The following is a 12,799-nucleotide window of genomic DNA, read 5'->3' as shown; positions in this document are numbered from 1 at the left end:
GGGGCACGGCGTTCCAGACACTGTTCCGGGTCGGTGGCGGCGCGGAGGATCTTCCCAGTCGATCTTTCAGCGAGGGTGGAGGAACCGGGGATGGGACAGCTGGTGGCGGTGTTCGGCGCGTACGGACACACCGGGCGGTTCGTGGTGGCGGAGTTGCGCGAGCGCGGATTCGTCCCGCTGCTGCTCGGTCGGGACGCGGCCCGACTCGCGACGGTGGCGGCGGCGCATCCGGGCGTCGAGCAGCGGGTGGTCCCGGTCGGGGAGCCGGCCTCGCTCGACCGGGCGTTGACCGGCGCGGGTGCGGTGATCAACTGCGCCGGCCCGTTCGCCGCCACCGCCGCCCCGGTCGTCGAGGCCGCCCTGCGCGCCGGGATCCCGTACGTCGACGTTGCGGCCGAGATCGAGGCCAACCGGGACACGTTCGCACACTTCGGCGCGCGCGCCGGGGCCGCGGGCGTGGCGGTGGTGCCGGCGATGGCCTTCTTCGGCGGCCTCGGCGACCTGCTGGTCACCGCGGCGATGGCGGAGTGGGTCGCGGCCGACGAGGTGCACGTCGCGTACGGGCTGAGCAGCTGGCACCCCACGGCCGGGACCCTGGCCTCCGGGGCGGTGTCCCGCCAGCGTCGGGACGGCCGGCGGGTCCGCTACACCGGCGGCCGGCTGGAGTACCCCCTCGACGAGGGCGGCCTGCCGATCCTGGAGTGGGAGTTCCCGGCGCCGCTGGGCCGCCGAAACGTGCTCGGCGAGTTCACGATGGCCGACGTCGTCACCGTTCCCAGCCACCTGGCCGTCTCCGAGGTGCGCACCTACATGACCACGGAGGCGGCGGGCGACCTGGCCGCCCCGGACGCGACCGCGCCGACGGCGGTCGACGAGCGTGGACGCTCCGCGCAGACCTTCACCGTGGACGTCGTCGTACGCCGCGGCGACCTGCGGCGACGCGTCACCGCGCACGGGCGGGACATCTACGCGGTCAGCGCACCGCTGGCGGTCGAGGCTGTCGCGCGGATCCTCGACGGCCGGACGCGGACGACCGGGGTCGCCTCGGCCGGAGCGATCTTCGACGCGCCGGACTTCCTCCGCGCGCTCGCCCCGCACCTGCGCGTCGAGCACGGCCGGGAGTAGCGGACGACACCGCTCGCCGGCTGTTTCACCTGATCAGGCGGATTCGCATCACTTCCGGCGCGCCGCGTCGGGCTTAAACTGGATTTGTTCCAGAACAGGGGCTAGGGTCGGGGCATGGCGTCCGACTTCGAGGCGCAACTGCGGGCGGTCTCCCTGCGCGTCACCAAGCCCAGGCTGGCCGTGCTCGCGGCGCTGCGCGACCATCCGCACGTCGACACCGACACGGTGATCGCGCTGGTCCGCGCCGACCACCCGACGGTCTCCCAGCAGGCGGTGTACGACGTGCTGCGGGCGCTCACCGACGCCGGCCTGGTGCGCCGGATCCAGCCGGCCCGGGCGACCGCGCGCTACGAGGCGCGGGTGGGGGACAACCACCACCACGTCGTGTGCCGCATCTGCGGCGCGATCGCCGACGTCGACTGCGCCGTCGGCGAGGCACCCTGTCTCACCGCCGCCGACGACCACGGGTTCGTGGTCGACGAGGCGGAGGTCGTCTACTGGGGCACCTGCCCCGACTGCACGACCGCACGCATTTCCCAGTGATCCGCCAGTTCGAAGGGAAGCAGATGAGCGACACCCAGGGCAACGGTCCCTCCAGCGCGCAGGGCGTGGACTCCAAGGCGGCGGAAGGCTGCCCGGTCGCGCACGACTCGGTGACCGCGACCGGCAGCGAGAGCGAGAACCCGGCGATCGACTCGCCGACGCCGAAGACCGGCGGCCGGCCGCGTACCAACCGGGACTGGTGGCCCAACCAGCTCGACCTGTCGGTGCTGCACGCCCACTCGGCCAAGGGCAACCCGCTGGGGCCGGACTTCAGCTACGCCCGGGAGTTCGCCAAGCTCGACGTCGAGGCGATCAAGCGGGACATCACCGAGGTCCTCACCACCTCGCAGGACTGGTGGCCCGCCGACTTCGGCCACTACGGCGGCCTGATGATCCGGATGAGCTGGCACGCCGCCGGCACCTACCGGATCGAGGACGGCCGCGGCGGCGCCGGCGACGGCGGGCAGCGGTTCGCGCCGCTGAACAGCTGGCCGGACAACGCCAACCTGGACAAGGCGCGCCGGCTGCTCTGGCCGGTCAAGCAGAAGTACGGCCAGAAGATCTCCTGGGCCGACCTGCTGGTGCTCGCCGGCAACGTCGCCCTGGAGTCGATGGGCTTCAAGACCTTCGGCTTCGGCTTCGGCCGCGAGGACGTCTGGGAGCCGGAGGAGATCTTCTGGGGCCCGGAGGACACCTGGCTCGGCGACGAGCGGTACGCCTCCGAGAAGGAGATGTCGCCGGGCGTCGGCGCCACCGAGATGGGCCTGATCTACGTCAACCCGGAGGGTCCGCGCGGCAACGCCGACCCGGCCGCCGCGGCGCACTTCATCCGCGAGACGTTCCGCCGGATGGCGATGAACGACGAGGAGACCGTCGCCCTCATCGCCGGCGGCCACACCTTCGGCAAGACCCACGGCGCCGGCCCCGCCGACGACCACGTGGGCCCCGAGCCCGAGGGCGCGCCCCTGGAGAACCAGGGCCTGGGCTGGCTGAGCACGTACGGCAGCGGCAAGGGCGGCGACACCATCACCAGCGGTCTCGAGGTGACCTGGACCGACAAGCCGACGCAGTGGAGCAACCGCTTCTTCGAGATCCTCTTCGGCCACGAGTGGGAGCTCACCACCAGCCCGGGCGGGGCGAAGCAGTGGGTCGCCAAGGACGCCGAGGCGATCATCCCGGACGCGCACGACCCGGCGAAGAAGCACAAGCCGACGATGCTGACGACCGACCTGTCGCTGCGGGTCGACCCGGCGTACGAGAAGATCTCCCGCCGCTTCCTGGAGAACCCGGACGAGTTCGCGCTGGCCTTCGCCAAGGCCTGGTACAAGCTGCTCCACCGCGACATGGGCCCAGTCAGCCGCTTCCTCGGGCCGTGGGTGCCGGAGGCCCAGCTGTGGCAGGACCCGGTGCCGGCCGTCGACCACGAGCTGGTCGGCGAGGGCGACATCGCCGCCCTCAAGGCCAAGATCCTGGATTCGGGCCTCAGCACCGCCCAGCTGGTCTCCACCGCCTGGGCCTCGGCCGCCAGCTACCGCTCCACCGACAAGCGCGGCGGCGCCAACGGCGCCCGGATCCGCCTCGAGCCGCAGCGCAACTGGGAGGTCAACCAGCCCGAGCAGCTGGCGACCGTGCTGGCGAAGCTGGAGGACATCCAGCGGGAGTTCAACGCCGCCGGCGGCGCGAAGATCTCGCTGGCCGACCTGATCGTGCTGGCCGGCTCGGCGGCGGTCGAGAAGGCCGCGCGGGACGGAGGCGTCGAGGTGACCGTGCCGTTCCACCCGGGCCGCACCGACGCCAGCCAGGAGCAGACCGACGTCGAGTCGTTCACGGTGATGGAGCCGCGCGCCGACGGGTTCCGCAACTACCTGCGGGCCGGCGAGAAGACCCAGCCGGAGGTGCTGCTGATCGACCGGGCGTACATGCTGAACCTCACCGCACCGGAGATGACCGTCCTGGTCGGCGGCCTGCGGGCGCTGGGCAACAACGTCGGTGGCGCGGCGCACGGCGTGCTCACCGACCGGCCGGGCGTGCTCACCGGAGACTTCTTCGCCAACCTGCTCTCCCCGGGCACCCGGTGGAAGGCGTCGGAGTCCGACGAGCACGTGTACGAGATCCGCGACGTGGCCACCGACCAGGTGAAGTGGACCGCCACCGCGGTCGACCTGATCTTCGGCTCCAACTCGCAGCTGCGGGCCCTCGCCGAGGTCTACGCCAGCGAGGACGCGCGCGAGAAGTTCGTTCGCGACTTCGTGGCGGCCTGGACCAAGGTCATGGAGCTGGACCGGTTCGACCTGGCCTGATCCGACAGGCATGACGACGGGCCCCGGCCGATCCGCGACGGATCGACCGGGGCCCGTCGGCGTGCGGTCAGGGGCTGTTCAGGACGACCAGCTGCCCGGTGGCCCGGGTCATCGAGACGTAGCGGTCCACCGCACCCTCGATGCCGTCGCCGAACGTCTCCGGATCCACGAGGACGACCAGGTCGAACTCCAGCCCCTTGACCAGCTCCGGGGTCAGCCAGCGGATCCGGGGCTCCGCCCGGGTCGGATCGGCGCCGATGACGCAGGCGGTCCCGTCGGCGTTCCCGGCGAGCCAGCTGTCGAGGACCGGGTCGAGGTCGGCGGTGCAGCCGTGGCGTACCGCGCCCCCGGGGCGTACGGAGGTCGGCACGTTGGCGTCGGGCAGCACCGCGCGGATCACGGGCTCGGCCGCCGCCATGACCTCGGCAGGGGTCCGGTAGTTGATGCTCAGCGAGGCCAGCTCGATCCGGTCCAGGCCGACCCGTTCCAGCCGCTCCCGCCACGACTCGGTGAACCCGTGCCGGGCCTGGGCGCGGTCCCCGACCACCGTGAGGCTGCGGGACGGGCAGCGCAGCAGCAGCATCTGCCACTGCGCGTCGGTCAGTTCCTGGGCCTCGTCCACCACGATGTGCGCGAACGGGCCGGCGAGCCGGTCCGGGTCGGCGCCGGACAGCCCCGCCCCGTCGACCAGGGCGTCCTGGAGGTCCAGTTGGCGCAGGCTCGACAACACCCCTTCACCGTCGTCGTAGGTGTGGGCCTCGATCAGTTCGTCGACGACCGCGGCCATCCGCTCCCGTTCGACGGCGACGGCGGCCCGGTTGCGGCGGTCGCGCCGGGACGCCTCCGGGTCACCGAGCCGTTGCCGGGCGGCGTCGAGCAGCGGCAGGTCGGACACCGTCCAGGCCCGGGGGTCCGGGCGTTGCAGCCGCCGCACCTCCTCCGGGCCGAGCCACGGCGCGCACCTACGCAGGTACGCCGGGACCGACCACAGGTCTCCGACGAGGTCCGCCGCCTCCAGCAACGGCCACGCCCGGTTGACGGCCGCACGCAGCTGCGGGTTGGCCCGCAGCGACCGGTGCAGCAGGTCGTCCGGTTCGTCGCCGTCGTACCGGTCGGTCAGGATCGCCAGCAGTTCGTCCCAGATCCGCTCGCGCGCCTCGTTGTGCGGGGTGCCGGGGTCCGGCGCCTCGAACGCCTGGGCCCAGTCGGCGGCGCTCAGCCGCAGGTCGGCGTCCTCGGTGCTGACCGTCATGCCGGTCCGGGGCGGGTCCTCGTAGAACCTGACGGCCGCCTCGATCGCCCGTACCAGGTCCGCGGACGACTTCAACCGGGCCACCTCCGGGTCGGCCTCGACCCCCGCCTCGGCGCCCTCGGGCACCAGGTCGCGCAGGGTGCAGATCTGCACGTCCTCCTCACCGAGGCTGGGCAGCACGTCGGAGACGTACGCGAGGTAGGGCTGGTGCGGGCCGACGAACAGCACCCCGCCCCGGCGTCGGCCGAGCCGAGGATCGGCGTAGCGCAGGTAGGCGGTGCGGTGCAGGGCGACGACGGTCTTGCCGGTGCCCGGCCCGCCGTCCACGACGAGGACCCCGCTGGACCCGGCGCGGATGATGGCGTCCTGATCGGCCTGGATGGTGGCGAGCACGTCACGCATCCGGGTCGACCGGCTGCCGCCGAGACTGGCGATGAAGGCGGACTGGTCGTCCAGTGCGGCGTGCCCGTCGAGCCCGTCGGGGGTGAACACCTCGTCCCAGTAGTCGCTGATCCGGCCGCCGGTCCAGCGGTACCTGCGCCGGCTCGCCAGGCCCATCGGTGCGGCGTGGGTCGCGGCGAAGAACGGTTCGGCCGCGGGTGACCGCCAGTCGAGCAGCAGTCGGCGGCCCTCCGGATCGGTGAGGCCCCGCCGACCGACGTACACCGGCTCGGTGCCGTCCGCGCCGACCATCCGCCCGATGCACAGGTCCAGACCGAAGCGGCGCAGGGCGCGCAGGCGGGCGGTGAGGCGGCGTACCTCCTCGTCCCGTTCCACCGCCTGTCGGCCCTTGCCGCCCGGTGCCCGGCGCGCGGCGTCGAGCCGGTCGGTCAGTTCGGCCGACGACCGGGCGAGGTCGCGCGCGATGGCGGCGAAGTGCCGTTCGTCGCCGGCGATCAGCGCCGGATCGGCCTTGGCGGCGAGCCGGTCGGGTAGGGCGAACGCGCTGTCGGTCAGTGGATCCAATGCATCTCCCGGGTCGGTGAAGCCTGATGTTTTTGCAGGTGGCGGGCGAGCAGTCGGTGATTCTGCGGCACGACCCCGGTCTTGCCGCAAGCCCCCGGGTGCGCTATATCTTGAAAATGGAGGGGGCGCTTTCCGTCTGTATGGTGGTGGGGTGGCGGAACGATCTCTGACCCTGATGGCAGTGCACGCGCACCCCGACGACGAGGCGACGAGCACCGGCGGCGTCCTCGCCCGGTACGCGGCCGAAGGCATCACCACGGTTCTGGTGACCTGCACGGACGGGCGGTGCGGCGACGGGCCCGGCGGGGTCAAGCCGGGTGAGCCGGGGCACGACCCGCAGGCCGTGGTGGCGATGCGCCGGGCCGAGCTGGCGGCCAGTTGCGAGGCGTTGAAGGTGACCCACCTGGAGACGCTGGACTACGCCGACTCCGGAATGATGGGGTGGGCGACCAACGACGCCCCCCACGCGTTCTGGAACACGCCGGTGCCCGAGGCGGCCGAACGGCTGGCCGACCTGATCCGCCGTTACCGGCCCGACGTGGTCGTCACCTATGACGAGAACGGCTTCTACGGCCACCCGGATCACATCCAGGCGCACCGGATCACCATGGCCGCCGTCGAGCTGGCCGGCAGTCCCGCGAAGGTCTACTGGACCACCGTGCCGCGCGGCGCCTTCGAGGAGTTCGGCCGGGTCATGAAGGAGATCGGCGTCGAGTTCCCGGAGCCGGACGAGTCCGCGGACATGCCGACGCTGGGCCTGCCGGACGAGGAGATCACCACCTGGGTGGACACCCGAGGCTACGGCGGGCAGAAGTTCGAGTCCCTGGCCGCGCACGCCAGCCAGGCGGAGAACATCTTCTTCCTGCAACTCGGGCAGGACCGGTTCACCGAACTGATGGGCATGGAGACCTTCGTCCGGGTCCGCGACACCACCGGCGCGCCGACCCCCGAGGACGACCTCTTCGCCGGCCTGCGTTGACCCGCGTCGGCCCGGCGTCGATCCGATCAGGAATCGAGAAGCGAGCGGATCGCCGCCGGGCCTAGCCTTTCCCCAGGAGGCCGGCAGGACGCCGAGCCACTGGCGAAGGGAAGTACGACGGTGTCGACGACGAGCTCCACGACCGGGTCCGACGGGTTCAGCGCCGAGGAGCGCGCCGCGATGAAGGAGCGCGCCGCCGAGCTGCGCGCCGAGGGCCGCAAGGGCGCCAAGCAGGCCGACGGGCTGGAGGCGGTCCTCGACCGGATCGCCCAGATGGCCCCGGACGACCGCGTACTGGCCGAACGGGTGCACGTGGCCGTGACCACCGCCGCCCCGCAGCTGACGCCGAAGACCTGGTACGGCATGCCCGCCTACGCCAACGCCGACGGCAAGATCGTCGTCTTCTTCCAGGACTCGGGCAAGTTCAACTATCGGTACTCCACCCTGGGTTTCCAGGACGCGGCCAACCTCGACGACGGCGACCTCTGGCCGGTGTCGTACGCGCTGCGGGCCTGGAGCCCCGAGGTGGAGAAGCGGGTCGTGGAGCTGGTGCGGGCGGCCGTGTCCTGACCGCGCGGGACGCCCCCGCCTGGAGGTGCGTTCGCCGGGCTGGGGTGGCAAGGGCGCGCGTCGACGGTGCGGCTGGTGCGAGGATGGTCGGATGCCTGGTCGCGCGCGACGCTTCGGGACGGTAGCCGAGGCGTACGAACGGTTCCGGCCCGGTTATCCCGCGCAGCTCCACGACCTGGTGGTCGGCCACGCGGGCCGACCGGTCCGGACCGCCCTGGAGATCGGTGCCGGCACGGGCAAGGCGACCCGGTTGTTCGCCGGTCGGGGGATCGCGGTCACCGCGACCGATCCGGATGCCGCGATGCTCGCCGAGTTGCGCAGGCACGTGCCGGCGGGCGTGCGGACGGTGCGGGCGGCGTTCGAGGAGCTGGAGCCGGGCGAGCGCTACGACCTGGTGTACGCCGCAGCGGCGCTGCACTGGACGCAGCCGGCGGGCCGGTGGGAGCGGATGGCGGCGTTGCTGGCGCCGGACGGCGTCTTCGCCTCGTTCGGTGGGCCGGTGCGGCTGGCCGACCCGGCGGTGGAGGAGGCGGTCCGGGCGGCCCGGGCGCCGTTCCTGGGCAGCGACGAGATCCCGTCCCCGGACGGGACGTCTCCGGAGCGCGAGATGCAGTGGCCGGGTACGGAGCTCCTGCGGTCGCGGTGGTTCGACGACGTCCGGCAGTCGGTGTTCCCGCGGCGTCTGACGGTCGAGGGTCGTGACTTCGTCGGCTATCTGTCGACCGTCTCGGCCTATCTCGAACTGCCGGCCGCCGACCGGGAGCAGGCGTTCGCGCGGATCCTGCGGGTCCTGCCCGGGACGGTCGAGCTGGACGCCGACGTCGTCGTCCACCTGGCCCGCCGCCTCTGACGTCGGCATGAAGCGGTTAAGCCCCCACCTCGCGGTCCCGGGTGCGATACCGATGTCGAAAAACGTCCCACCAGGGGTCTTCCGGTAACAGAACCGTAACGGACATTCACAGTGCTTGACGCCGATTTACTTAACCGCTTCAGTGGGCAGCGTGGCCGCGGCCCCGCTTCCGTGCGGCCGCCGACGAGATCGCCGCCGGTGACGGCGGAAAGCACCCACGGAGGTTCCCTGATGGCACCACCCAACCGTCGGACCGCCCTGAGCGTCGCGGTCGCCGTCCTGCTGGCCGCGGTCGCCCTTCCCGTAGGACCGAGCGCCGCGGCCGGCCCGACCGGGGCGGCGGATCCACCGGCGCAGCGGAGCGCCTCGGCCTTCGTGGTCCGCGACGGCACCCGCCTGACCCTCGCCGGGCGGCCGTTCCGTTTCGCCGGCCCGAACGCGTACTGGCTCGGCCTCGACGAGAACGTCGGCGGGGTGGACCCGACCGATCCGCCGACCGTCGACCGCCCCACGTACTTCCGGATCCGGGACGGGCTGACCACCGCCAAGGCGATGGGGTCCACCGTGGTCCGGGCGCACACCGTCGGCGTCTCCACCGGACATCCGAAGTCCCTCGAACCGGCGCTGGGCCAGTTCAACGACGACGCCTTCGACAGCATGGACTACGCGGTCGCCGAGGCCGGTCGGCTCGGCCTGCGGCTGATCGTGCCGCTCACCGACAACTGGCAGTACTACCACGGCGGCCGGTACGACTTCCTGCGCTGGCTGGGCCTGAGCACCGACGACAACGGCGCGCTGTTCTACACCGATCCCGCCGCGCGGGCCGCGTTCAAGCAGTACGTCGGGCACCTGCTGACCCACGTCAACCGCTACACCGGCCGGGCGTACGCCGAGGATCCGACCATCATGGCCTGGGAGCTGGGCAACGAGCTCAACGGGATGACCCGCGACTGGGTCGACGACACCGCCCGCCACGTCAAGAGCCTCGCCGGCCGGCAACTCGTCGCCGCCGGCAGCCAGACCGGCGTCGACCCGGCTGTCCTCGCGTCGCCGTACGTCGACATCAGCGACTCGCACTACTACCCGCCCACCGCGGAGCGGATCGCCGCGGACGCCGCGGCGGCCACCGCCGCGGGCAAGGTCTACGTCGCCGGGGAGTACGGCTCCGGCCAGGCCGCCGACGAACTGCTGGACCAGGTGGCCGCCAACCCCGACGTGAGCGGCGCGCTGTTCTGGTCGCTCTTCGGCCGGCACGACCACCACGGCTACGTGCCGCACGGCGACGGGTTCACCGTGCACCACCCCGGCGACACGCCGGCGATGCGGGACGCCGTGGCCGCGCTGACCCGCTTCGCCGGCAAGATGTCCGGCGTACCGGCTCCGCGGGTCACCGGGGACCGTCCCCTGATCACCGCGATCACCGCCACCTACGGCTTCAACACGCTGCGCTGGCGCGGCACCGCCGGTGCCACCGGCTACCTCGTCCAGCGGCGCGGGCCGGGCGCCGCCTGGGCCACGGCCAGCGGTGACGAGCCGTTGACCGACAACGACACCCCCTGGTTCGACCTGACCACCCCCGCCGGCGCCGTCTCCTACCGGGTCGTGGCGGTGGACGCGGCCGGCGCCGCCGTCGGGGTCTCCACCCCGCTGACCACCGGCCCCACCACCGACCGGGTGGTCGATCCGCTGGAGGACTGGTTCGTCACCGCCGGCCACAGCGACTCGCTGCGCCGCACGCCCACCGCAGACGGCGTGCTGGTCGCGCCGGAGCGCGGCCGCACCGGCGAGCTGCGGTACCGGCGCGACGACATCACCGCCGCCACCGTCACCGTCGCCTCCGCCGGGCGTCCCCGGCTGGCGGTCGAGGTCTCCGCCGACGGCGCCACCGGTTGGCACGCCGTGCGGCCGAGGATCGCGCGCGCCGGCCACGGCCGGTACACCCTCAGCGTGTCGCGCCTGTCCGGGGTGGACGGACTGCGGGTGCTGTGGCCGCGTCACTCCCGCTCCGCGGTCACCTCGGTGGCGCTGACCGCCGCCTCCGCCCAACAGGCCACCGGGGCGCCGGGCGCGTTCGCGCTGACCGCGCCGGTGCCGGGGGCCACCGGGGTGAGCCGGCTGGCCGCCCTGGACTGGGACGCCGCGCCGGGCGCGGCCTACTACAGCCTGACCGTGTCCGCGCACGCCGACCTCAGCGCGCCGCTGGTCGCCGTCTCGGGCCTGCGTACCCCCGGCTACACCCCGCGCGCGGCCTGGCCCGCCGCGACCACGCTGTACGTGCGGGTCACCGCCACCAACGGGTACGGCTCGACGGCGGTCACCGGGTCGCCGGTCTCCTTCACCACCCGGGCGGACGTGCCGGGTGTGCTGGTCGACGACTTCGACACCTACCCGTCGGACGCGGAACTGGCCGCCGCGTACCCGCGCAACACCGGCGGCGACCCGATCACCGCGACGCTGGCGCCGCCGGGGGAGGGCAGCGGGCACAGCATGCTGCTCACCTGGACCGCCGGTTCCAGCGGGTACGCCGGGGTGATCCACAACCTGCCGGAGGCACAGGACTGGCGCGGCACCACCGGCCTGCGGATGTGGGTCCGGCCCGGGGCGGACGGCCAGCGGTTGACCGTCCAGTTCGTGTCGAAGGGCGCCTACTGGGAGACCACGCTCACCCTCGCCGGGACCGACCCGCGGGTCGTCGAGATCCCGTTCACCGCCTTCGCCCCGCCGCCGTGGGCGACGCCGGGACCGCTCGACCTCGGCTCGGCGACGCAGCTGTCGCTCTATCCGTCCGGCGGCGCGAGCGGCGGAACGGTGCAGATCGACTCCGTCTCGGCGTACGCGGAGTAGGCGCGGCCGGCCGACGGCATTCGTCGCGCACCCGGGCCCGGGGTCACGCCGGGCCCGGGCGCCGGCGGGAGCCGTCGTACCTCTCGGCGTGGGGCCGGCGCGCCGGATTCGTCTCGTACATCCGCAGCCAGGCCAGCAGGCCGGCGGCGGTGGTGAGCGCGGCGACCACCGCGACGGCGGCCCGGATGCCGGCGAGGTCCGCCACGACGCCGGCGAGCAGCGCGCCCACCGCGAAGCCACCGTCGCGCCAGAGCCGGTAGACGCCGACGGCGCGGGCCCGCCAGGCGGGATGGGCGACGTCGCCGACGGTGGCGAGCAGGGTGGGGTAGACGGCGGCGGTGCCGGCGCCGAGCAGCACGGCCGCCCCGGCCCAGGCGGCGAAGGAGTCGGCGGCGGCGAAGCCGGCGAGCGCGACGGCCTGGGCGAGCATCCCGGCGACGACGAACGGCTTGCGGCCGTACCGGTCGGAGGCCGGGCCGGTGAGCAGCTGTCCGAGCCCCCAGACGGCGGGGTAGAGGGCGGCGAGGGCGCCGATCTGGGTCAGGGACAGCCCGGCGGTGGCGAACAGCAGCGGGAACAGGCCCCAGGCGAGGCCGTCGTTGAGGTTGTTGACCATGCCGGCCTGGCTGGCCGAGGCCAGGGCCGGCTCGCGCCAGGAGGTCAGCGCGGCGATGCGGCCCGTGGACGGCCCGTGGTGGTGCTCGGCCCGGCCGGTGTGGGTGGCGGCTTCCAGGTGGGCGTGGCCGCGGGTTTCCCGGACGAAGGCCGACGACAGCCCGAGGCCGAGTCCGGCGTAGGCGAGGGCGAGCAGGAACGGCGCCGGCCGCAGGCCGGTCGCGGCGGCGAGCCAGCCGGTGACCAGCGCGGTGGTGGCCACGGCGAGATAGCCGGCGGCCTCGTTGAGGCCCATGGCCAGGCCGCGCCGGGCGGGGCCGGCGAGGTCGATCTTCATGATGACGGTGGTGGACCAGGCCAGGCCCTGGCTGACGCCGAGCAGGACGTTCGCGGAGACGATCCAGCCCCAGCCCGGCGCCCAGATGATCATCAGGGGTACGGGGATGCCGGCGAGCCACCCGGCGACCAGGACGGGTTTGCGGCCGTACCGGTCGGACAGGGTGCCGGCGAAGAAGTTGGTGACCGCCTTGGTGGCGCCGAAGGCGAGGATGTACGTCAGCGCCGCCGTGTAGGCGGCGAGGTGGAACTCCCGCTCGGCGAGCAGCGGCAGGACGGTGCGTTCCGAGCCGAGCAGCCCGCCGACCAGCGCGTTGACCGTCACGAGCAGTGTGAACTGGGCGGCGTTGGCCCGCAGGCCGAGCCGGATGTCGGCGCTCCCACGCATGGGTGTCCCTCCGGTGGCCATGGTGCGGGCC

The 12,799-nt window shown here is 73.3% G+C and carries 9 protein-coding genes; 7 read left to right on the top strand and 2 right to left on the bottom strand.

Translation table 11 applies throughout. The annotated features are described in order from the left end of the window. Positions 1-90: 90 nt before the first annotated feature. The 3 genes from GA0074704_RS20565 (at position 91) to katG (ending at position 3,968) form a co-directional block, all read left to right on the top strand. Complete coding sequence (locus tag GA0074704_RS20565; protein WP_088972009.1) at positions 91-1,125, top strand: saccharopine dehydrogenase NADP-binding domain-containing protein; 1,035 nt, start codon at positions 91-93, stop codon at positions 1,123-1,125. A gap of 114 nt (positions 1,126-1,239) precedes the next feature. Then, a complete protein-coding gene (locus tag GA0074704_RS20560; protein ID WP_088972008.1) occupies positions 1,240-1,668 on the top strand; it encodes a Fur family transcriptional regulator in 429 nt (142 codons plus the stop codon). Between the two features lie 23 nt (positions 1,669-1,691). After that, positions 1,692-3,968, top strand: coding sequence for a catalase/peroxidase HPI (katG, locus tag GA0074704_RS20555; RefSeq protein ID WP_088973845.1), 2,277 nt, complete (start codon positions 1,692-1,694; stop codon positions 3,966-3,968). A 67-nt stretch (positions 3,969-4,035) separates the two neighbouring features. On the opposite strand, the gene helR is transcribed toward katG, so the two are convergent. Next, positions 4,036-6,177: an RNA polymerase recycling motor ATPase HelR gene (helR, locus tag GA0074704_RS20550; protein WP_197697676.1), complete on the bottom strand. Its 2,142-nt coding sequence runs from the start codon at positions 6,175-6,177 to the stop codon at positions 4,036-4,038. 160 nt (positions 6,178-6,337) lie between these two features. Between helR and GA0074704_RS20545 the strand changes: the two genes are divergently transcribed. The 4 genes from GA0074704_RS20545 (at position 6,338) to GA0074704_RS20530 (ending at position 11,429) form a co-directional block, all read left to right on the top strand. Continuing rightward, complete coding sequence (locus GA0074704_RS20545; RefSeq protein ID WP_088972006.1) at positions 6,338-7,165, top strand: PIG-L family deacetylase; 828 nt, start codon at positions 6,338-6,340, stop codon at positions 7,163-7,165. A 120-nt stretch (positions 7,166-7,285) separates the two neighbouring features. Next, positions 7,286-7,735, top strand: coding sequence for an iron chaperone (locus GA0074704_RS20540; protein ID WP_088972005.1), 450 nt, complete (start codon positions 7,286-7,288; stop codon positions 7,733-7,735). A gap of 91 nt (positions 7,736-7,826) precedes the next feature. Then, on the top strand, positions 7,827-8,585 hold the full coding sequence (locus tag GA0074704_RS20535; RefSeq protein ID WP_088972004.1) for a class I SAM-dependent methyltransferase: 759 nt from the start codon (positions 7,827-7,829) through the stop codon (positions 8,583-8,585). A gap of 231 nt (positions 8,586-8,816) precedes the next feature. Beyond that, the gene (locus GA0074704_RS20530; protein WP_088972003.1) at positions 8,817-11,429 is read left to right on the top strand and encodes a carbohydrate binding domain-containing protein; all 2,613 of its coding nucleotides are present in this window, start codon (positions 8,817-8,819) and stop codon (positions 11,427-11,429) included. A gap of 43 nt (positions 11,430-11,472) precedes the next feature. Here GA0074704_RS20530 and GA0074704_RS20525 read toward each other — a convergent pair whose 3' ends face one another. Beyond that, positions 11,473-12,768, bottom strand: a complete 1,296-nt coding sequence (locus tag GA0074704_RS20525; protein ID WP_088972002.1) for an MFS transporter — start codon at positions 12,766-12,768, stop codon at positions 11,473-11,475. Between the last annotated feature and the right edge of the window lie 31 nt (positions 12,769-12,799).

The organism is Micromonospora siamensis, assembly GCF_900090305.1.
In the GTDB taxonomy this organism is placed as follows: Bacteria; Actinomycetota; Actinomycetes; order Mycobacteriales; family Micromonosporaceae; genus Micromonospora; species Micromonospora siamensis.
Note: the sequence above shows the minus strand (reverse complement) of the source record. Positions and strands in the feature narration are given on the sequence as shown.